The organism is Pseudomonas sp. JL27(2026) (genome assembly GCF_056933555.1).
In genome coordinates this window covers 2,632,311-2,652,141 of the sequence record NZ_CM167794.1, presented here as the reverse complement: position 1 = coordinate 2,652,141, position 19,831 = coordinate 2,632,311, and the positions used below count along the sequence as shown (strand labels likewise).

Below are 19,831 nucleotides of genomic sequence, written 5' to 3'. Positions count from 1 at the left end.
TCGGTCGTTCGCAGGATTTACCTGCACAGGAGATCTAATATGGGAGCGGGCCTGGCGGCGCTCCGCTTGCTCGCGAAAGCGGCAGAAGGCACATCACGGGCCAGTCTATCCGCTTATTTCAGTGCGGCAGAGACCTTATCCGCCACATCCCTGGGCACCCAGGCCTGCCAGACTTCCGGGTGCGCCTTCATGAACGCTTCGGCAGCCTGACGCGGCGGCGTATGCGACTCACTCATCTGGGCCAAGGCCTTGTTCAAGGGCCCGATAGGCAAGTCGACCTTGCTGAAAAACGCTGTGAGTTGCGGGTATTGCTTCTGGAACGGCGTGGACACGCCAATCGAAAGTTTGGAGGGCAGCGAGCGGCTGGGTTTCGGGTTGGGGTTATCGGCGTCCGTCAAGGTCTTCCAGGCTTGGGCGTCGAACGGCGGCTCCTCCAACTGGATCAACTTGAACCGACCCAGCAAGGGCGTCGGTGACCAATAATAGAAAAGAACCGGTTTGCCACGACGGATCGACGAGGTGATCTCTGCATCCAGCGCAGCGCCCGAGCCGCTGCGAAAGTTCACGTAACTGTCCGTCAGCCCATAAGCCTTGAGTTTTTGCTGGTTGACCACTTCAGAGGTCCAGCCAATAGGGCTGTTGAGAAAGCGCCCCTTGCCCGGACTCTCCGGGTCGCTGAACACATCCTTGTAACGCGGCAGGTCAGACACACTGCGCAAGTCCGGCGCCAGTGCCTGAATGCCCTTGGCTGGGTCGCCCTTGACCACATACTCCGGCACCCACCAACCTTCGGTCGCCCCTTTGACCGTATCCCCCAGGCTCACTACTTTGCCTTCAGCCTCGGCCTTGACCCACACCGGGCTGCGACCGGCCCACTCCTCGCCAATGACCTGGATGTCATTGTTGGCCAACGCGGTTTCCAGGGTGATCGTGGTGCCCGGCAAGGTGTCGGTCGGCAGGTCGTAACCTTTCTCGACAATGATCCGCAAAATGTCGGTGATCAGGCTACCGCTTTCCCAGTTCAAATCGGCAAAGTGAATTGGCGCCGTGGCCGCACAGACTGGAAGCGGTGACAACAACACGCCCATCGAGGCCAGTAAACCGACCAGCAGCTGTCGAAATCCTTTCATGCTTTTTTGAACCTCGTTCTTGAACCTTATGATGGCGTTCACAGAAGTAGCAGGATGGTCTTCAGACAAAGACCGCACACCCCTGAATACTCAGTCCATTGACTGTAGTAGAGGTTCCTGCGCTTGAGGTTCAAGAATCAAGATTCAGAAGCGTCCTGCAATCGTTGCAGCTCACGTCGCACCATGCTGGCGTATTCCGCCGGACGCAACACGTAAACCTGCGACGCCACCCAATTGAGCCAGGCCCCCTGCAAAACCGGCTTCTGGGCAAACAACCGCTGGGCTTCTGCCTCGGCGCTCTGGGCATGCTGCTCATGAAACCCGGCGCGGGTAAGGGTCACTATTCGCTGGCCTTGAAGGTAACGAGTTCGCCCTTGCGCCACTTGGCGGCTTTGCCGGTCACGGCTTTCAAGGTCTTGGTCAGACCTTCCTGCAACTGCTCGTTGGCCGCAAATACGGTGACAACGCTATGACCTTCCTTGAACAGAATCGCGTGACCGTCCGCGGTGGACACAAAGGCGTAGTCGCCCAGGCCATACACCGTCAGTTTGATTTCGCGGAACTTGATTTCGAACTTGCCGCCTTCACGGCTGGGCAATACCGCCGCACGAAAATGATCACCGACCTTGAGTTCCAGGCGCGGTTTGTCATCCACCACGAGCGCCGTCTCGGTGTCGATCTCGGCAACATAAATGCCTTCGGGGGTCTGTTCGGTGATGTACACAAAGCGCGACTGAAACTGTTTAACGAGCTTTGCGCGCAGATCACCCAACACAAACAATGCGTGCATATCGAGATTACTTACTGCCAAGGAAACATCCCCACATCTGTAAATGACGTTGCCCGCAAAAAAAACGGACAGCAAAAAACGGCTACGCCGACGGTATCGCCACAATGACCCAAGCTGAAACCTTGAACCGAGCAGGATGCTCATTCATCGCAAGGCAGGAGAAGACTAATGGAAGGTCACTCGTGCCGTCTTCCCTGGCGGTCGTCAGATATTGAAGGAAAACGCCCTTCTAACGGCCAGAGAGTGATTGACTATCAAATTTAGGGAAAAAACTCTTTTAGAAAAGCACTTTTCCGACATATCGACAGAAAAAAATTGCTTTAGATAAACACACACCTTCAACAGCTGGAGGTGATTCTAGTTCAGCAACACTCCATCAGACTACTCAAAAGCGACGGATCAACCGCAGCGAACTACAGAAAAGGACTTCATATGTGCACGCTGACAACCTTTACACCTACGCCAGGCCATTCCACGAACACCCCGCCAATGATGCCTTGCGATACGTTCTATTCTTCACACCTGTTGCCTCAACGACCTGAGCCACCACGCTATCGGGTGGTGCTGGCCGGGAAGGAGTTTTTCCATATCAAGGACAGTACAACAGGCCAGGTAAGAGGGTTTCGCGGCGACCACAACCAAGCCTGCGCCCTTGCCAGAACCCTTGAGATCAGCACCTGAGCCCGTTTCATGCCCTCTGCCGGTGGTTCGTTTCGTCGGTGCGCTGACTTAACTCAGCCACCGGCAGGCAACAACTGCCATACTGCCCGACCAGTGAAAGCCAGCCCTCTGGGCGGCGGCGCTCAAAACAACAGAATAATCTTCAAGGGAAGGCGCTACGTGACGGAATTTGATATTGGCGAATTTTTTATCCACGGTGAAGCCAGAGAAGTTGAAGGTGAGTTCCAAGCCGTCATCGTGATGCGCGCCAAGCCACCGCTGACCACCGTGACGTATCACCAGGTCGAAAAGGATCGCTGGTTCAAAACAGCCGACGTGGCCGCTGCTGCCGCCAAAGAGTCCGCCAAGGCCTTGAAACTGGCCGTTGATGAAGGCGCACTGAAAGTCTGACTGGCGTAACCGGCCTTCAAGGAAGAGGCCGCTCGACCCATACAACGGCGAGTTTCCATTTAAGAGCATCATGATAATTAACATAAATTCGCCCACTCATCTGGCGGATTTTCTGTCCGTGGCGTCACCCATCACCAGCCCTGTGGCGCAATCGCCAGACGACGACGGCGGCAACACATTCAGCCTCGCCCCTGTTCTACAGCCAGCCAGCGCGCTGGAAGCAAAAAAGAACCGGATCAAGTAACTAAAGAAACAGCTCGAGCAACTTCAACAGAAACTACGGCGAGCCAATGCGCGTCTGGCGGCGATCAGCAATGCCCGCTGCACCTGCGCAACCGGCCGTGCACTGGCCATCTCGGCCGCACGCACGCAAGTACAGGCCATCACCCGCGCGATCTCCATGGCGACCACCGCTCTGTATCAGGCAGAAGTCGGCGTCATCGGGATGATCGATACGTCGGCGTGACGCAGACCTGCCTGGCACTTGTTTGAGCCAGACAGATCACGTCATCAGGTCCTCAGATCAAATTGCGTTTGATTGCTTCATCCAGGGTGCTTTGAGTCAATTGCTTGAGCAAAACATCACCGCGCTCGTTGAATGGCAACCCGGCGATCAACAATATCTGCATCCAGGTACGCGTACTCTCCTGCTTGACCACGCGGCCCAGTACATTGCCGTCCTTGTCCTTGAATACGGTCTCAAGCGTGAAGGTATTCTTGAAGGTGGTCGGGATGACAAACATCGTGAACCCGGTCAACCACGCACTTGCCAGGCTGCCCTGCTCGTTGTTCGTCAGTTGAGCGGAAACGTACAGATTGGAGTCGGTCTTCTGGGTCGTGACGTTTTCAAATCGAGCGGACTCCTTGAACGTTTCCAGCACACCCTTTTCCACTGCAAGCTGATTGCCGCCACCACCCGATGCGGCACCGTTGAACTGGTATTGCGTGGTCACCCGCAAATACACGCTCGGTTTTTCCTGCTTGGCCTGTACCGGAGGCCATTGATCGACGGGCGCCAACTCATGCTGGGAGTAAGAAATGCAACCGCCCAGTGTGCTGCTGGCCAACAGCAGTAAAGCCAGAAATACTTTATTCATAAACAACCGGAGCCTTCAGAGAACGATGAAGTTGTAGTGTGGAATCGGCCAGCAATTGGGCAATCAGATCACGCAGTTGAACAGCCCCGAGGTTGGTGTTCAGGTAATCGTTGTCCCAGAACCCGACGTTTTCATCGAGTTTCACCTGCCCAATGGATTTGGCTAATTGCTTGCCGCGACGGTCCTCGATGACTAGTTCTCCGGCCAGGTCGTACTTATCGGTGTAAATCGGCCCATTGACCCAAATCCAGAAGGTCAAAGTCACCAAGGCACCAGGAATATAGGCTGGGTGAGTGGTGCGTTTACCGGACAGTGACGTCAGTTTGAACTTGAGGACAACATCGTCTTCACCCGCCTTGGCCGGATACACCACGGTTCGTTTGAAGTAATCGCTTTTATCCACGTACACGCTGATTTGCTCGGTCAGTTGTTTGCTGCCGCCTGCACGTACGTTGTCGTTCAATCGAGGGGCAGAGATCACGACATCATCGACTTCCGCACCGCGATCCAGCGTCGAGGTGGCTCGGACAACCGGATCACCAATCGGTCCCAGCGGTGTAAAAGACACACACCCGGTCAGAGACAGGCCGAGCATGACCGTCATTGCATAAAAAATGCGTTTCACAGCAGACATCCTTGAGAGTTTTATAAAAAGCCTGAGCGCGAAAGAGACGTCGAAGCGGGCGCAACGAAACCGGTGCAGAACGGACACACACCGAAAACAGTTAGCTGAATGACAGGACGATACAAGTAGATAAACCTGTAGCGCAGAGCACGGCTTTTATCCGGGTGCGCATGTCAGGCATGGCAACTCTATGACGTCAAAAACGCGGCGAGAGAGTAAGGCTTGTGCAAGGCAATCGCAATAGCTTATTGCCATCACTCATTTCAAAATCATGACCAATAGTTCCCCCCCAGAGACAATGCCGCTGCCCCCATACCCACAGACACAAGACTGATGACCAGGGCAGTCGTCAGTCTTCCTGAAAGTACAATTGTGGGAGATCGCGAGCCGCGCCCAGATGGTCGACGATCTAATCCAGCGTTTGCATTAAACGCATTGCCCCCCCTTTCAGTGCAGGCTGTCGGACTTTTCCGCATGCAGTTGCGCCAGCCACGCAGCCCTGCACTCCTCGGCTTCGTCGCGACTGGCGAACGCCGTGCCACGCTGCTCACCGTTCAACAACACGACCCAGCAGACACTCTGGCCCATTGCCCTTAGCCCCTGCGGCACACCGCTGCCAATCATCACCGCGACATCGACTTTGCACTGCATGACTCAACCCCGATCTTTTAATTAGCCGCCTGACTATGTGGCCATAGTAAGACGCTCATTCACGGGGAAACAGCGGACACCTTGCACAGCTTTTTTGTGTATCCGGTAACAATCGCAGCCGCAGGAGCCGCTCTTCAATGCGCGCCTTCAGGCTTGTAGCCCAGACGCAAACCGCCCCAATGGCGGCCCTTGAGCATGATCGGCACCGACAGGTCGTGCATCAACTCCCCGGTGTCGCGAGTGTAGGTTTGCAACAGTACGGGCTTGTGATGGCTACCGCAGCGAATACCGGTACGGTCGGCGAATTTGCGTTTGGTGCGGCTGTGCAGGCTGTCGACCTGCGCATCGCCGGTCAATGGCTGGCTGAACACCGCGTTATGGGTCGGCACATAGCCCTGCTGCGTGCAGGCAATGGCAAACACCAGCCCCTCGTGACGTGGCAGCAGCGGCTCCTGGATGGCCGGCAAGACCTGATCGGTGTAGCGATCGAAACGGGTCTGGTACTTGGCCGGCGTGGTATTGGGAATAGTCTGGTAGTTGCGGTCGAACAAGTCGTCGAGGCTGATGCGACCTTGTTCGATGTCGGCCTCGAAACGCGCAGCAATCTGACTCGCCCCTTCCCGAGCCAGGTCGTAGATGCGTTGGTGATAGTCATCCAGCCCGACTTCGGCCAGGCGCTCGCTGATGGTTTCGGCCTGCCCCTCCATCTGCACCGCCGCGTCGGCCAGGTGCCGGGTCTGTTGATCGCTGACCGCCAGATCACTGCGCATTTGCTCGACCGCGTGAAACAGGCTGTCCAGTTGTTCACGGTTGGTGTCTGCGCCCTTGGCGATGTCGCTGACCTGGCCTTCTACGCCAGCGGCCAGTCGCGCGATGTTTTCCAGATGCTGGCCGGTGAGTTCCACCTGTTCGACGCCCACTTCAAGGTCGCTGGACAGTTGGCGGATCTGCTCCACTACTTGCGCTGTACGCTGCTGGATATCGGCCACCATTACCCCGACTTCATCGGTGGCGGTCGCCGTGCGCCCTGCCAGGCCGCGAACTTCGTCGGCTACCACGGCAAACCCACGACCATGCTCCCCGGCCCGGGCGGCTTCGATGGCCGCGTTCAGGGCCAGCAGGTTGGTCTGGCTGGCAATCGATTGAATCACCAGGGTCACGCGCTGGATGTCTTCGCTGCGCAGACTCAAGGCTTCGATCAACTCGCGGCTATCGTTGGCGCGCTGACTGAGCTGATGCATGCGCACGATAGAGTCGGCGAGCACGGTGCGCCCTTCGGCGCTGCTTTGATGGGCTTCACTGGCAGCGCCGAGCGCCTGTCGACTGAGTTGGGAAGTGGTTTTTTCGGTGCCGATCATCACTTCGGCGCTGCTGACGATCCGGGCGGCAGCATCGAGTTGCGATTGCAGTTTGCCGGCCAGTTGCTTGACCGAGAAGGCCACACCAGCGGCGGACAATGCGTTATGCGTGGTGCTGTAAGAAAGATCGCGAGTCAATTCGCCGAGGGCACCGGCGTTATCGGTGACAGGCAATTGCGCAACGGTCCGCGAGCGCAAGCGCGGTAACCAGACAATCACGATGGCCACAGGCAGGCCGATGTACAGTGACCATTCCCACACAGCCATGCCGCACAACAACAGCATCAGGGCGATGCTTTGTAGTGTGGGTGCCAGCCAGCGTGTGCCGACGCTGGACGTCGACGCCAATTGCGGCGCTGCGCCAGCCAGAGATCCATCTCTCGTCATGTTCGTTACCCCATACGGCTTCTATTTGTTGTACCTGCATTAAACGCCACTAGAAGGCCATTATCCATGGTCCCTTAGTCGGGGGCTTGAAGCAGATCAATAGAAGCGTCGGGATATTTGCAAGACCGCAAAAAGCTTCGCGGGCAAGCCCACTCCCACAGGTGTATGTATGACCTGTGGGAGCGGGCTTGCCCGCGAATTTGCGCTACAGAATCAGGCTTGACGCTGGTGCTTGTCGATTTGCTCGTGACGCTCTTGAGCTTCGATGCAGTACTTGGTGGTCGGGCTGATCAGCAGGCGTTTCAGGCCAATTGGCTCGCCGCTGTCATCGCACCAGCCGAAGGTGTCTTCAGCGATACGGCCCAGGGCCATTTCCAGCTGAGGCAGCATGCGTTGGTCACGGTCGATGACATTGACCAGCCAGTGACGCTCTTCTTCAACGGAAGCAGCGTCCGCAGGATCGGCAGGCGTGTCCAGGCTTTCGATGGCTACACGGCTTTGCTCGATGCGCTCGTGGGTTTCGACCTTCATGGCTTGCAACAGCGCAGTGAAGAAAGCCAGTTGCTCGGCATTCATGTAGTCATCTGCCGGCATGGCCAGCAACTTTTCCTTTGTCATTGATTTCTCTATAAAAAATACGTGCATTAAGGCGAATTAGGGAGCGTTCCGGTCGACCCGTTGCGGTCTCGGAAAGGCGCCATACATTCCAAGCGCCACCCGGCACTCAATTTACGAGGGGCGGCAGTCTAAGGCCGACTTGAAGCCTCAGCAACTGAAAAGACAGGGAATTTGTCTGACAAAGCCCTTAAATTGCTCTACGGCAAGCTTTGGGGCGGTTATCGGAGTGCGTTTATAGCAAGAAATTCAATCGAGCGGCTGTATATAGAAGACAAACGGCAACGCCATGCGGGTCGGCATGGCGTAACGGGTCGTAAAAAAGCGCCGCCAAAGCACGATTTCGGGGTGCGCCAGGTCAACCGCGTGGCGCTCGTTGCTCCTGCGCAAAACGTTCAGCGTTTCAGTTTACGCTTGTTGCGGTACTGGTCGATGACCACCGCAACGACGATGATCAGGCCTTTGATGATGTCCTGAATGTAAGCGTCGACCCCGACAAAGGTAAATCCGCTGGCCATGACGCCGAGGATCAGGGCACCGATCACGGTGCCGGTGATGCGCCCCACTCCCCCCGCCAGGCTGGTGCCGCCGATCACCGCCGCGGCAATCGCGTCCAGCTCATAAGACATGCCCATCCCGGCCTGCCCCGTCGCCGCCCGGGCCGATGCCACCACCCCGGCCAACCCTGCCAGCAAACCGGCGATACTGTAGACGATCACCAGATGACGTTTGACGTTGATCCCCGAAGTCCGCGCCGCCTGCATGTTGCCGCCGATGGCATAGGTGTACTTGCCGTACTTGGTGTAGCGCAGCGCGATGTGGAAGATCACCGCCACCACCAGGAAGATGATCACCGGCATCGCACCGTGACCAATGGCGGTGTAGGAATCCGAGAGCATGCTCACCGGCTGGCCTTCGGTGTAGAACCGCGCGAGGCCACGGGCTGACACCATCATGCCCAATGTGGCAATAAAGGGCGGAATCCCAGTAATCGCGATAATGCTGCCGTTGATTGCCCCGGCCAGCAGCCCAACCCCGAGCCCGGCGACCACCGGAATCCACACGGGTAAGTCAGTCAGCGATGGAAACACCGCCCGGGCAAAATCCGAGGTCTGCGCCAGGCTGGCAGCGATCATGGCCGACAATGCCAGCACCGAGCCGGATGACAAGTCGATGCCGGTGGTGATGATTACCTGGGTCACGCCGATCGCCAGCAGGCCGATGATCGAGACTTGCAGGATCATCAACACCAATCGCTGGGAGTTCATCAAGAAGCTCTGGTCACGCACGATCCAGCCGAACACCTCAAACACCAGGCCGATACCGATCAGCACCAGGAAGATGCTCAACTCGGTCGGAAAGCGTCGACGGCTCTTGGCTGGTGCCGTTGCAGGCTTGTTTTCCAGTATCGCGTTCATAACCACTCACCCTTCAAATGAAATCTGGCATCGAATACATACCTGTGGCGAGGGAACTTGCTCCCGTTCGAGTGCGTAGCGCTCGCCAGATCTACGGTATATCCGAGACATTGGGGCCGCTCCGCGGCCCAGCGGGAGCAAGCTCCCTCGCCACAGATACGGCGTTCACCCTTGACTTAATGGCGTAGAGACATGCCCGAGGCAAGTTGCATGACCCGCTCTTGGGTCGCCTCGCTACGGTCCAGGGTGCCCATCAGGTCACCTTCGTGCATGACCATCACCCGGTCGCTCATGCCGAGTACTTCCGGCAGCTCCGAAGAAATCATGATCACTGCCATGCCTTCGCTGGCGAGGTAGGCAATCAGCCGGTAGATCTCGGCCTTGGCTCCGACGTCGATGCCACGGGTCGGCTCGTCGAGAATCAGAATGCGCGGGTTGGTCATCAGCCAACGGGCGAGCAAGGCTTTTTGCTGGTTGCCACCAGACAAGGTATCGATGCACTGCTCCAGCGACGGGGTTTTCACCCGCAGCTTCTTGCACATGTCTTCGCACAAGGCGCGCAGGGCTTTTTGCTGGATGAAGCCGTTGCCGACATAGTGCGGCAACACCGCCATCTCCATGTTTTCCAACACCGACAGGCACGGAAACAAGCCGCTGAGCTTGCGATCCTCGGTAAGCAAGGCAAAACCCTTCTCAATGGCCATGTGCGGGTCGCTGATGCGCACGGCCTGGCCATCGAGGCGGATTTCACCGCCATCGCTTGGGGTAATGCCAAAAATCGCTTCGGCGACGTTGGTCCGCCCCGAGCCCATCAGCCCGGCGATGCCGAGGATTTCACCGGCATGCAGGTCGAACGAAACGCCTTTGAAAATGCCGTTCAGACGCAGGTCCCGCACCGACATCAACAGGTCGCCAATCGGCTTCTCCCGCACCGGGAACAACTGGCTGAGTTCGCGTCCGACCATCATCGAGATCAGGCTGTCGCCGTCCATGCTGTCGGCCCGTTGCAGGCCGATGTAGGCACCGTCCCGGAACACCGCGACTTCATCAGCGATGCTGAACACTTCGTTCATTTTGTGGGTGATGTAGATGATGCCCTTACCCTGGGCCTTGAGGTCGGCAATGATCGAGAACAGATGGGCGACTTCCTTGTCGGTGATCGCCGAGGTCGGTTCGTCCATGATCAGGATGTCCGAGTCGTAGGACACCGCCTTGGCGATCTCGACCATCTGCCGCTCGGCGATGCTCAGGTTGCCGACCTGCTCCTGCGGGTCGAGATTGATCCGCAGGCGCTCCAGCAACTGCGCGGTGCAGCGGTGCATGGCCCGGTGGTCGATCATGTGAAACCCGTTGAGCTGCTCACGGCCGATCCAGATGTTCTCGGCAATGCTCATGTGCGGCATCAGGTTGAGTTCCTGGTGGATCATCGCGATCCCGGCCTGTAACGCGGCCAGCGGCGTGTCGAAGGTCACTGGTTTGCCGCGCAGGCGCAGTTCACCGGCGTCGGGCTGGTAGATACCGGCGATGATTTTCATCAGGGTGGATTTGCCGGCGCCGTTTTCACCCATCAAGGCCAGCACCGACCCCGGCCGCACCCGCAGTTGAACATCGGACAAGGCCACCACACCGGGGAACCCCTTGCTGACGTTGATGATCTCCAGCAGGTACGGCTCATCGACCGGTGCAGCGTGTGGCTGGACACCCACTAACGGGATGCTCGAAGCAGTCGCTGAAGCGAACATGATCAGGTACTCCATCAGCAAGGTTGGCAGGGCCACCTTGCGTGCTTATTGTTGTTTTTGAACGGACGGATTAATTGAACTGATCAACGTTTTCCGGGGTGATCAGCCGGTACGGCACCCACACGGCCTGCTCGACCGGCTCGTTCTTGGCCATCTTCACCGCTGCGTCGATGGAGCCGACCGCCTGGCCCTTGGCGTCCTGGAACACCGAGACCGCGAGGTCGCCTTTCTTCACCGCACGCAAACCGTCGGGCGTCCCGTCGACACCGGCAATCAGCACACTGCCCTTCTCGACCCCGGCCTGCTTGAGGGCCATGGCCGCGCCGATGGCCATCTCGTCGTTGTTGGACACAATGGCGTCGAACTTGCGGCCCTGGGTCAGCCAGTCGTTGACCAGGGTCATGCCTTTATCCCGCAGCCAGATGCCGGTCTGCTCCTGATTGATTTTGATGTCCGGGTACTTGGCCAGTACGTCTTTCACGCCTTTGGTGCGGTTGGTCGTGGAATTGTTGGCCAGGTCGCCGAGCAGGATCACGATGTCACCCTTGCCCTTGAGTTTTTCGGCCAGGTATTGCATCTGCATCTGGCCGGCTTCCAGGTCATTGGAGGCCACGGTGATCACACCCTTGGGCAGGTTCAGGTCATCCGGGCGACGGTTGACGTAGACCAGTGGAATCCCGGCCTTGACCGCCGCTTCGGTAATTTTTTTGGTGGCGGCGGTGTCCACCGGGTTGACCACGATGGCGTCGACCTTCTGGCTGATGAAGCTCTCCACCTGGCTCAACTGCTTGACCACATCGCTGCGGGCGTCTTCGAATTGCAGTTTGACGCCATCGGGCATGGACTTGGCTTGCTGATCCATGGATTCGCGCAGGTAGGTAAGCCAGGTGTCATCGAACTGCGACATGCTCACGCCAATCTTCAGGTCAGCGAAAGCGGCACCACTGGCCAACATCAGGGACAGGGCAAGCGAGGCGAAACGGATCTTGGTCTTCATGAACAGTCTTTCTCCACATTCTTGTTGGTTTTATGGATAAGGCGCAGGACGCATTCAGTCAGTAGGCAAGTAAACGGTGGGGGTGCCGGAAAGGCAGCACACCAGGGCCCCTTGGCGTTCATCACAAAGAAACCTGAAAAAGGCAGGGAATTGAGCGCGAGGTAAAAATGCAGTCCGTGAAAGGCGCAAGGCAGTGCTGAAGGTTTGCATGAACGGTACCTATCGTTGTTTCTTGTTTTTTGTTCGTCCTGCCCGACATCAAGGCGGGCTTGAAGGCGAGTAGAACGTTGATAGTCGGTAACCTTGAAATGACTTTATTGGAAAATAATTTCTATATCAACTCATTTTAGAATTTTATTCTAATTTGATTCCGTGCCCACAAAACGGCTGCATGATCACCCCCTGACGGCGCTCGTGACTCAAGCGCGCAGCGTCTGGAACGCGGGTGGTCGCCAGTGCATCACGGGGCTCGACCGGCAATGGGCCAGCGCCTTGCAATGCCGCTTGCAGTTGCAAATAGAACTGCTGCCAGCACAGCGACGCATAAAAAAGCCGGCCGCCGTGGCCGTAACCGACCAGTCCGACTCGCTTAGCCGTAAAACCGTGGACGTTCTGGCAGCGCGACGTTGATGATCGCTCCGCTCTGCTGCGCCTCGATGCACGCATCCGCTGCCACCGCCGCCGCAAAACCGTCCCACGCCGACGGCCCGCCGACCTGCCCGGCGCGTACGCCATCGATGAACGCCTGCAACTCGACGTCATAGGCGGCGATGAAGCGGTCCTTCCAGTCCATCAGAATCGCATTCGACAACTTGGCCCCGCTGCGCAGTTGTACCTGGGACGGCTCTGGCAACCTGGCAATACCGGTTTCGCCGACCACCTCACACTGAATGTCGTAGCCGTACTGGCAGTTGACGAAGACTTCAACGTCGATGCGTGTGCCCTTGGCCGTTTCCAGCAGGACGATTTGCGGGTCTTTCAAGTGCGCGTGGGCCTTGCTGGTCTTGCGCGGGAACACCACTTGTACCGACACGTAGTCATCGGCAAGCAACCAGCGCAGCACGTCCAGTTCATGGATCAGTGTGTCGGTGATTGCCATGTCGGTCTTGTAGTTCTCGCCCACGCTCGGGTTACGGTGCGCGCAATGCAGCATCAACGGCTCGCCGATCTGGCCGCTGTCGATCACCGCTTTGAGTGCCCGATAACCTTCATCGTACGGGCGCATGAAACCGACTTGCACCAGCCGTTTGCCGTGGGCCACTTCGGCCTCGACAATCTTGCGGCAGCCCTCGGCCGTCACCGCCAACGGCTTCTCGCAGAACACCGGTTTACCCGCCGCAATCGCCGCCAGTACGAACTCTTCGTGGCTCGGGCCCCAGGAGGTGACCAGAACCGCTTCAACCTCCGGCGCGTTGATCAGCGCATGCCCGTGCGGGTACACCTCGGCGGTGAGTTTCAGGTCGGCAATGACTTTGGCAGCCTGCTGCAAGTTGATGTCGGTGACCGCCACCACCTGACTGTTGAGCAGGGTCTGGCTGCAACGACGAATGTGATCCTGGCCGATGGCGCCGGTGCCGATGACGCCCAGTTTCAAGGAATGAGAGAGCAAAGACATGTAGAAACTCCTGTTGAAGTGACAGCGCAATCAGTACTGACGGGCCTTGGCCAGTCGTTCATTGAGGGTTTTGGCCACCGCATCGGTGCGGGCGCTGGTGGAGACTTGCGCCACACCCACCCGCCACCAGGACAGGTATTTGTGAATCATGGTTTTGGGCAGGACCTTGATGTCGATCAGCGTCGACACGCTCTGCAACCGCGCATCGGCCAATGCTGTTCGCAACTGCTCGACAGTGCTCACCTTGTAGGTCTTGCAGCCATAAGCCGCCGCGCTCATGGCGAAATCCACCGGCACAAACCCGCCGTCGAGCTTGCCAGTTTCAGGATTACGGAAACGGAACTCGGTGCCGAAGCTGTCCATGCCATGCTCCATCTGCAAGTTGTTGATGCAGCCAAAGGTCATGTTGTCGAGCAGGATCACGTTGATCTTGCGTCGCTCCTGGATCGAGGTCGCCAGCTCCGAGTGCAGCATCAGGTAAGAGCCGTCACCGACCAACGCATAGACCTCGCGTTCAGGTTCCGCGAGCTTCACACCGAGTGCGGCATTGACCTCGTACCCCATGCAGGAATAACCGTACTCGACGTGATAGGTGTTCACGCCCTTGCTGCGCCAACTGCGCTGCAAATCGCCGGGCAGGCTGCCAGCAGCGGCGACGATCACCGCATCGTCAGCCAGGGTTTCGTTCAATACGCCGAGCACACGGCTTTGGGTCAGGCAGGAGCCGGTCAACTCAATGAATTCACGCAGCACCGCCGGGTCCATGTGGTCGTTGATTTCCGGGACGAAATCCGAAGGTTGGTATTCGACCTGGTAAACCCGATCCACCTCTTCATCCAGTTGCGCCTTGGCCTGACGCGGTTGCTCGCCCCAACTGGAGCGGTAACCGGTGAGGGCTTCGGACAAGGCCTGCAAACCGGAGCGAGCATCGGCCAGCACCTGCACGCCATCGAGCTTCAGCGCATCGCAAGGGCTGATATTCAGGTTGAGGAAGTCCACGTCAGGGTGCTGGAACAACCATTTCGACGCCGTGGTGAAATCCGAATAGCGGGTGCCGATGCCAATGATCAGGTCGGCTTCCTTGGCCAGCAGGTTTGCCGCCAGACAGCCGGTTTCACCGATGCCGCCCACGTTCAGCGGATGGCTGGAAACCACCGCACTTTTACCGGCCTGGGTCTCGGCGAACGGAATATCGAATCGCTCGGCAAACGCCTGCAACACTGCATTCGCTCCCGAGTATTTGACCCCGCCACCGCAGATGATCAGCGGTTTGCGCTTGCCTTTGAGCAGCGCTACCGCATCCGCCAGCATCGCTTCGGTGGCCGGGCGACGGTCGATGCGGTGCACGCGTTTTTGCAGGAAGTAATCCGGGTAATCGTAAGCTTCGGCCTGCACGTCTTGCGGCAAGGCCAGCGTCACCGCGCCGGTTTCCGCCGGATCGGTGAGTACGCGCATGGCGTGGATCGCCGCGCTCATCAGTTGTTCGGGACGGTTGATGCGGTCCCAGTACTTGCTCACGGCCTTGAAGGCATCGTTGGTGCTGATGCTCAAGTCGTGGAACTGCTCGATTTGTTGCAACACCGGGTCCGGTTGGCGACTGGCGTAGACGTCGCCGGGCAACAGCAGCAAGGGAATGCGGTTGGCGGTAGCGGTCGCCGCAGCGGTCAGCATGTTCGCCGCGCCAGGACCGACCGACGAAGTGCAGGCGTAGATCTTGCGCCGCAGATGCTGCTTGGCAAAACCGATGGCCGCATGGGCCATGCCCTGCTCGTTACGGCCCTGATGGACGATCAGGTCGCCGCTGTCCTGCTCCAGTGCTTGGCCGAGGCCCAGCACATTGCCATGACCGAAAATGGTGAAGATCCCGGCGACGAACTTGCTTTGAACCCCATCGACCTCGACGTACTGGTTATCGAGGAATTTCACCAGGGCCTGGGCCATGGTCAGTCTTGTTGTGGTCATGCTTGCACCTTTTATGAATGCAAATCTGGTCAATGTGGGAGCGGGCTTGCTCGCGAAAGCGGTCTGACAGTCACATCGATTTTGAATGTGCCACTGTCTTCGCGAGCAAGCCCGCTCCCACATTAGATTTATGCCAACCCAATATCCTGTGTCAGGCCAGGGAGTTCTTCAGGTGATCCATGCTCGCGCCGATCGCCTGCCGGATATCCGTCAGCCCGTGCACGCTGTCGGCAAACGGCTCGAACGACAGGTAGCCGCTGTAGCCGGTGCTGAGCAAGGTATCGATCTGTGCCGCGTTGCCGAGGATGTCGCCCTCGCCCACCAGCACCCGATGGCCATCGCGGATGGACGTTAGCCGCGCTTGCGCATCCTCGACTCCCGAGATGTGCACCAGCCCGGTCAGCTCAGGGAAAAACTCGTGTTCACTGGCCAGATGGTGGTGAAAGGTGTCGTGCACCAGACGGAACACATCCAGCCCGCCAATCGCCTTGATCGCATCCACTGCCGTGCGTTTGCGCCGCAGCGAACACTCTTCGAAACCCAGCGGTTCGATGAAACCGAGAATCCCGTACTCGCGCAGGATCGGCGCCAGTTCGCTCAACGCGGTGCGCAGACCGGCGCTGCGTTCAGCTTCGTTGCGTGAGTCGGCGCGATCATTCAGCGGGCACATGACCAGCCCACGAGCGCCGCAATCACGGGCATACGCCGCGAGTGTCAGGGCTTGTGCACGGCGCTCGGCATTCCACACATCGAACGGGTACAACGCGTTGATCGACAACACCTTGATGCCGTGCGCCGCGCATAACTCACGGACATAAGCGGGTGGCGTACCGTCTTCGATCTCGATGCCCTTGAGGTCGTTGCGAAGCTCGATGGCGTCGGTGTTCAGGGTGACCGCCAGCTCAATGAAATCCGGCAACGACAAACGTGGGGCGACCATACGGTTCAGCGCGAAACGCAGGGGCTGGCTCATTATTCTTGTTCTCCGCACTCAAAGTGAACGTAGCCTACTTGGCGGTCGGCATGCTGAACTCAGGGCCTTTGACGATGCTGTCCGGCCAGCGCTGCATGACGCTTTTATAGCGGCTGTAAAAACGAATGCCTTCTTCGCCATACGCATGGTGATCGCCAAACAGCGAGCGCTTCCAGCCGCCAAAGGAATGCCAGGCCATGGGCACCGGAATCGGTACATTGATGCCGACCATGCCGACCTTGATGGCGCGAGCAAACGAGCGGGCAATCCCACCGTCGCGGGTGAAGCAGGACACGCCGTTACCGAACTCATGGGCGTTGATCAATGCCAGCGCGCTGGCGAAATCAGGCACGCGGACAATGCCCAGCACCGGGCCGAAGATTTCCTGCTGGTAGATGCTCATTTCTGTCGTGACCTGGTCGAACAGCGTCGCCCCGACAAAAAAACCGTTTTCAGCACCCGGCACCTTGAAATTCCGACCATCGACAATCAGCTGCGCACCCTGTGCCACGCCTTGATCAATGAAGCCCTCGACCTTGGCCTTGTGTTCGGCCGTCACCAACGGCCCCATGTCGCTGTCGCCCAGCATGCCGTTGCCGACTTTCAACTGATCGATACGCGGCAGCAGTTTGGCAATCAACGGGTCCCCCACATCGCCCACCGCCACGGCAATCGAAATCGCCATGCAGCGCTCGCCAGCCGAACCATATGCCGCGCCGATCAATGCGTCGGCTGCCTGGTCCAGGTCGGCGTCGGGCATCACGATCATGTGGTTTTTCGCCCCGCCCAGTGCCTGCACGCGCTTGCCACGGGCGGTGGCTTGCTGGTGGATGTACTCGGCAATCGGCGTCGAGCCGACAAAGGAAATCGCTTCGATGTCCGGGTGCTGCAACAAGGCATCGACCGCAGTCTTGTCGCCCTGAACCACGTTGAACACACCGTCCGGCAAACCGGCCTCGGTGAGCAGGCGCGCCATCAGCACACTGGCCGACGGGTCACGCTCGGAAGGCTTGAGGATGAAGCAGTTGCCGGTGACCAGCGCCAGCGGGATCATCCACAACGGCACCATCACCGGGAAGTTGAACGGGGTGACGCCGGCGCAAACGCCCAACGGCTGGCGCAGGTTCCAGTTGTCGATGCCGCCACCGATGTTGTCGCTGAATTCGGTTTTCAGCAGGCTCGGCGCGCCGCAGGCGTATTCGACGATTTCGATGCCGCGAGTCACTTCACCCATGGCGTCGGAAAACACCTTGCCGTGCTCACGGCTGATGATTTCAGCCAGTTCATTGTGATGACGGTCGAGCAGCTCCTTGAACTTGAACATCACCCGCGAACGGCGCAGCGCCGACTGCTCGGACCAGGCCGGGAATGCCTGTAGCGCGCAGGCCACCGCCTCATCCACCGTCTTGTGGCTGGCCAGCCCGACCCGCGCCTGAATGGCGCCGGTGGCCGGATTGAACACCGGGCTGAAGCGCTCACTGCCGGTGTCCTGCACCTGACCGTCGATGTAATGGCCGATAACCGGGGCATCACTCATTGTTCTTGTTCTCCGTGCAGATAGTGGAATTCAGACGTTGGAACTCAGAGGTCCAGCAGCCAGCTGTGCTGCGGATCGTTGTGGAACTGCCAGACCCGTTTCGGCCCAGCCATGACATTCAGGTAATACGACTCGTAGCCATAAGGCACGCTGACCGGGTGATACCCCTTGGGCACCACCACCAGGTCGCTGTTTTCCACGGCCATGGCCTGGTCGATGGAACGGTCGTCGGTGTAGACCCGTTGAAACACGAAGCCCTGGGGCGGGTTGATCTGGTGGTAATAGGTCTCTTCAAGAAGGCTCTGGTGCGGCAGGTCGTCGATGTCGTGCTTGTGCGGCGGGTAGCTCGACGAATGCCCGGACGGTGTGCGCACCTCCACCACCAACAACGAATGCGCCGGCTCGGTGTCCGGCAGGATGTCGCAGACATAGCGGGTATTGGCGCCCCTGCCGCGCACGCTGCGCTTCATGCTTTCGGGCTTGATCAGGCGCGGGCCCAGGTTGGCCGATGCCGACCCGGGTGCGGCGCACACGGCAATCTGCACGTCGCCGAGGGCAACCACCTGCGCCTGGCTGCCGGGCGGCAGGTACACGGCGAACGGTGAGGTGTCTTCGAACACCGAGTGGCGATTGCCGATGTTGTCCCAGTTGAACGCACCCTGCCCAGGCGCTTCGCCTTTGACATCGACCCGACCGCTGAGCAGCACCAGACACAGTTCTTTGTCTCCCGCACTGACCGCCCGGGTTTCGCCCAGGCTCAAGCGATACGCGGCGAAACCGACATATTCCAGCGTGCCGGCCGCCAGCTCGACCATGGTCTGGCCACGAGCATTGCTTTTGATCAGCAGGCTCATTGCCCGGCCCCCTGGTCGAGTAAGGCGCGCAGTGTCTCGAAACCTTTCTTGGCGTAGACGTAGCTGGGCGCGACCGCCGGATCCTGCTCGGCTTCGACCACCAGCCAGCCGTGATAGTCGGCGGCGAGCAGCACGTCGAGCAGCGCGGCGAAGTCGATATCGCCGTCGCCCGGCACGGTGAACGTGCCGTTAATGATGCAGTCAGGAAAACTCCACAAATTGTTGCGTGCCAGTTGCACCACCGGTTTGCGCACATCCTTGAAGTGCACATGGCAGACACGCCCGATGTGTTTGCGCAGCACCTCCAACGGCTCGCCACCGCCCATGTAGCAATGGCCGGAATCGAACAACAGGCCGACCTCGCTACCGGTCAGGGCCATCAGTTGGTCGATGTCGGCAGGCGATTCGACATAGGCGCCCATGTGGTGGTGATAGGCCAACCGCACGCCGTGGGACAAGGTGAAACGTGCCAGCTCGGTGAGCTTGTCGGCGTAGGCCTGCCAGGCTTGCCCGGTGTGGAAACGCGGACGTTCCACCAACGGGATGCGCTGGCCTTGAATGGAGTCGGCGACTTCGCCGTACACCAGCACCTTGGCGCCGTTTTGCGCCAGCAGCTCGACATGACTGGCGATGGCGTCGATCTCTTCGGCCACCGAACGCCTCGCCAAGCGGCTGGAATACCAACCCGACACCAGCGCCAGGTCGTAAGGCCGAAGCACATCGCCCACACCCTTGGCGTCCTTGGGGAACTTGCCGTTGAGCTCAAAGCCTTCGTAGCCGATTGCCTTGCCTTCACTCAACGCAGTGCTCAGCGGCGTCTCGCCGCCGAGAGACGGCAGGTCGTCGTTGCTCCAGGAAATCGGGTTGATGCCAATTCGGATAGCGGGCATGGCTGCACCTTTTATTGTTTTTACATGAAACCGTAAGAGCGACGCTGCCCCCTGTGGGAGCGGGCTTGCTCGCGAATGCGGTTTGTCATTCAGCATTGATGGCGGCTGACCCACCGCAT

Annotated in this window: 20 protein-coding genes and 1 pseudogene; 3 read left to right on the top strand and 18 right to left on the bottom strand. The window is 58.7% G+C overall.

The features are described 5' to 3' along the window. Positions 1 to 113: 113 nt before the first annotated feature. The 3 genes from AC1Z1G_RS12090 to AC1Z1G_RS12080 form a co-directional block, all read right to left on the bottom strand. The gene (locus tag AC1Z1G_RS12090) at positions 114 to 1,130 is read right to left on the bottom strand and encodes an ABC transporter substrate-binding protein (protein ID WP_483627217.1); all 1,017 of its coding nucleotides are present in this window, start codon (positions 1,128 to 1,130) and stop codon (positions 114 to 116) included. 137 nt (positions 1,131 to 1,267) lie between these two features. Beyond that, complete coding sequence (locus tag AC1Z1G_RS12085) at positions 1,268 to 1,471, bottom strand: hypothetical protein (protein WP_483627215.1); 204 nt, start codon at positions 1,469 to 1,471, stop codon at positions 1,268 to 1,270. Then, positions 1,471 to 1,941: a hypothetical protein gene (locus AC1Z1G_RS12080; protein ID WP_483627214.1), complete on the bottom strand. Its 471-nt coding sequence runs from the start codon at positions 1,939 to 1,941 to the stop codon at positions 1,471 to 1,473. The genes AC1Z1G_RS12085 and AC1Z1G_RS12080 overlap by 1 nt, the downstream gene beginning before the upstream one ends. 468 nt (positions 1,942 to 2,409) lie before the next feature. Here AC1Z1G_RS12080 and AC1Z1G_RS12075 point away from each other — a divergent pair, with 468 nt between their 5' ends. The 3 genes from AC1Z1G_RS12075 to AC1Z1G_RS12065 all read left to right on the top strand — a co-directional run bounded on the left by AC1Z1G_RS12075 (position 2,410) and on the right by AC1Z1G_RS12065 (position 3,235). After that, on the top strand, positions 2,410 to 2,601 hold the full coding sequence (locus tag AC1Z1G_RS12075) for a hypothetical protein (RefSeq protein ID WP_483627817.1): 192 nt from the start codon (positions 2,410 to 2,412) through the stop codon (positions 2,599 to 2,601). Between the two features lie 159 nt (positions 2,602 to 2,760). Further along, positions 2,761 to 2,991, top strand: coding sequence for a hypothetical protein (locus AC1Z1G_RS12070; protein WP_483627815.1), 231 nt, complete (start codon positions 2,761 to 2,763; stop codon positions 2,989 to 2,991). Positions 2,992 to 3,061: 70 nt separating this feature from the next. After that, complete coding sequence (locus AC1Z1G_RS12065) at positions 3,062 to 3,235, top strand: hypothetical protein (RefSeq protein WP_483627212.1); 174 nt, start codon at positions 3,062 to 3,064, stop codon at positions 3,233 to 3,235. 274 nt (positions 3,236 to 3,509) lie between these two features. On the opposite strand, the gene AC1Z1G_RS12060 is transcribed toward AC1Z1G_RS12065, so the two are convergent. The 15 genes and pseudogenes from AC1Z1G_RS12060 to iolE form a co-directional block, all read right to left on the bottom strand. Beyond that, entirely contained in the window at positions 3,510 to 4,088 is a 579-nt protein-coding gene (locus AC1Z1G_RS12060) for a hypothetical protein (RefSeq protein WP_483627210.1), read from the bottom strand. After that, on the bottom strand, positions 4,081 to 4,713 hold the full coding sequence (locus tag AC1Z1G_RS12055; RefSeq protein WP_483627208.1) for a hypothetical protein: 633 nt from the start codon (positions 4,711 to 4,713) through the stop codon (positions 4,081 to 4,083). The genes AC1Z1G_RS12060 and AC1Z1G_RS12055 overlap by 8 nt, the downstream gene beginning before the upstream one ends. A 447-nt stretch (positions 4,714 to 5,160) precedes the next feature. Then, entirely contained in the window at positions 5,161 to 5,364 is a 204-nt protein-coding gene (locus AC1Z1G_RS12050; protein ID WP_483627206.1) for a hypothetical protein, read from the bottom strand. 134 nt (positions 5,365 to 5,498) lie between these two features. Continuing rightward, positions 5,499 to 6,722 carry a methyl-accepting chemotaxis protein gene (locus tag AC1Z1G_RS12045; protein WP_483627813.1) on the bottom strand — a complete coding sequence of 408 codons (1,224 nt, stop codon included), beginning with the start codon at positions 6,720 to 6,722 and terminating at the stop codon, positions 5,499 to 5,501. Between the two features lie 600 nt (positions 6,723 to 7,322). Next, positions 7,323 to 7,727, bottom strand: coding sequence for a TraR/DksA family transcriptional regulator (locus AC1Z1G_RS12040; RefSeq protein WP_347905753.1), 405 nt, complete (start codon positions 7,725 to 7,727; stop codon positions 7,323 to 7,325). Positions 7,728 to 8,119: 392 nt separating this feature from the next. Further along, a complete protein-coding gene (locus AC1Z1G_RS12035; RefSeq protein ID WP_483627204.1) occupies positions 8,120 to 9,142 on the bottom strand; it encodes an ABC transporter permease in 1,023 nt (340 codons plus the stop codon). Between the two features lie 176 nt (positions 9,143 to 9,318). Further along, complete coding sequence (locus AC1Z1G_RS12030) at positions 9,319 to 10,884, bottom strand: sugar ABC transporter ATP-binding protein (RefSeq protein WP_483627202.1); 1,566 nt, start codon at positions 10,882 to 10,884, stop codon at positions 9,319 to 9,321. Between the two features lie 70 nt (positions 10,885 to 10,954). Next, complete coding sequence (locus AC1Z1G_RS12025) at positions 10,955 to 11,881, bottom strand: sugar ABC transporter substrate-binding protein (protein ID WP_483627200.1); 927 nt, start codon at positions 11,879 to 11,881, stop codon at positions 10,955 to 10,957. 354 nt (positions 11,882 to 12,235) lie between these two features. Then, positions 12,236 to 12,415: pseudogene (locus AC1Z1G_RS12020) on the bottom strand (Gfo/Idh/MocA family protein); the annotation flags it as partial. Between the two features lie 55 nt (positions 12,416 to 12,470). Then, complete coding sequence (gene iolG, locus AC1Z1G_RS12015; protein ID WP_483627198.1) at positions 12,471 to 13,496, bottom strand: bifunctional inositol 2-dehydrogenase/D-chiro-inositol 1-dehydrogenase; 1,026 nt, start codon at positions 13,494 to 13,496, stop codon at positions 12,471 to 12,473. A gap of 30 nt (positions 13,497 to 13,526) precedes the next feature. After that, positions 13,527 to 15,458, bottom strand: coding sequence for a 3D-(3,5/4)-trihydroxycyclohexane-1,2-dione acylhydrolase (decyclizing) (gene iolD, locus AC1Z1G_RS12010; protein WP_483627196.1), 1,932 nt, complete (start codon positions 15,456 to 15,458; stop codon positions 13,527 to 13,529). Positions 15,459 to 15,609: 151 nt separating this feature from the next. After that, entirely contained in the window at positions 15,610 to 16,431 is an 822-nt protein-coding gene (locus tag AC1Z1G_RS12005) for a TIM barrel protein (protein WP_483627194.1), read from the bottom strand. 34 nt (positions 16,432 to 16,465) lie between these two features. Continuing rightward, positions 16,466 to 17,968, bottom strand: a complete 1,503-nt coding sequence (locus tag AC1Z1G_RS12000) for a CoA-acylating methylmalonate-semialdehyde dehydrogenase (protein ID WP_483627193.1) — start codon at positions 17,966 to 17,968, stop codon at positions 16,466 to 16,468. A 44-nt stretch (positions 17,969 to 18,012) separates the two neighbouring features. Beyond that, complete coding sequence (gene iolB, locus AC1Z1G_RS11995; RefSeq protein ID WP_483627192.1) at positions 18,013 to 18,822, bottom strand: 5-deoxy-glucuronate isomerase; 810 nt, start codon at positions 18,820 to 18,822, stop codon at positions 18,013 to 18,015. After that, positions 18,819 to 19,712 carry a myo-inosose-2 dehydratase gene (iolE, locus tag AC1Z1G_RS11990; protein WP_483627190.1) on the bottom strand — a complete coding sequence of 298 codons (894 nt, stop codon included), beginning with the start codon at positions 19,710 to 19,712 and terminating at the stop codon, positions 18,819 to 18,821. Before iolE ends, iolB begins: the two co-directional genes overlap by 4 nt. Positions 19,713 to 19,831 lie beyond the last annotated feature (119 nt).

Excerpts from the sequence above, each read along its gene's own strand:
- AC1Z1G_RS12060 (WP_483627210.1), bottom strand. The coding sequence starts at position 4,088 with ATGAATAAAGTATTTCTGGCTTTACTGCTGTTGGCCAGCAGCACACTG.
- AC1Z1G_RS12065 (WP_483627212.1), top strand. The coding sequence starts at position 3,062 with ATGATAATTAACATAAATTCGCCCACTCATCTGGCGGATTTTCTGTCC.
- AC1Z1G_RS12075 (WP_483627817.1), top strand. The coding sequence starts at position 2,410 with ATGATGCCTTGCGATACGTTCTATTCTTCACACCTGTTGCCTCAACGA.
- iolG (WP_483627198.1), bottom strand. The coding sequence starts at position 13,496 with ATGTCTTTGCTCTCTCATTCCTTGAAACTGGGCGTCATCGGCACCGGC.
- AC1Z1G_RS12025 (WP_483627200.1), bottom strand. The coding sequence starts at position 11,881 with ATGAAGACCAAGATCCGTTTCGCCTCGCTTGCCCTGTCCCTGATGTTG.
- iolE (WP_483627190.1), bottom strand. The coding sequence starts at position 19,712 with ATGCCCGCTATCCGAATTGGCATCAACCCGATTTCCTGGAGCAACGAC.
- AC1Z1G_RS12030 (WP_483627202.1), bottom strand. The coding sequence starts at position 10,884 with ATGTTCGCTTCAGCGACTGCTTCGAGCATCCCGTTAGTGGGTGTCCAG.
- iolB (WP_483627192.1), bottom strand. The coding sequence starts at position 18,822 with ATGAGCCTGCTGATCAAAAGCAATGCTCGTGGCCAGACCATGGTCGAG.
- AC1Z1G_RS12000 (WP_483627193.1), bottom strand. The coding sequence starts at position 17,968 with ATGAGTGATGCCCCGGTTATCGGCCATTACATCGACGGTCAGGTGCAG.
- AC1Z1G_RS12050 (WP_483627206.1), bottom strand. The coding sequence starts at position 5,364 with ATGCAGTGCAAAGTCGATGTCGCGGTGATGATTGGCAGCGGTGTGCCG.
- AC1Z1G_RS12040 (WP_347905753.1), bottom strand. The coding sequence starts at position 7,727 with ATGACAAAGGAAAAGTTGCTGGCCATGCCGGCAGATGACTACATGAAT.
- iolD (WP_483627196.1), bottom strand. The coding sequence starts at position 15,458 with ATGACCACAACAAGACTGACCATGGCCCAGGCCCTGGTGAAATTCCTC.
- AC1Z1G_RS12005 (WP_483627194.1), bottom strand. The coding sequence starts at position 16,431 with ATGAGCCAGCCCCTGCGTTTCGCGCTGAACCGTATGGTCGCCCCACGT.
- AC1Z1G_RS12090 (WP_483627217.1), bottom strand. The coding sequence starts at position 1,130 with ATGAAAGGATTTCGACAGCTGCTGGTCGGTTTACTGGCCTCGATGGGC.
- AC1Z1G_RS12045 (WP_483627813.1), bottom strand. The coding sequence starts at position 6,722 with ATGATCGGCACCGAAAAAACCACTTCCCAACTCAGTCGACAGGCGCTC.
- AC1Z1G_RS12035 (WP_483627204.1), bottom strand. The coding sequence starts at position 9,142 with ATGAACGCGATACTGGAAAACAAGCCTGCAACGGCACCAGCCAAGAGC.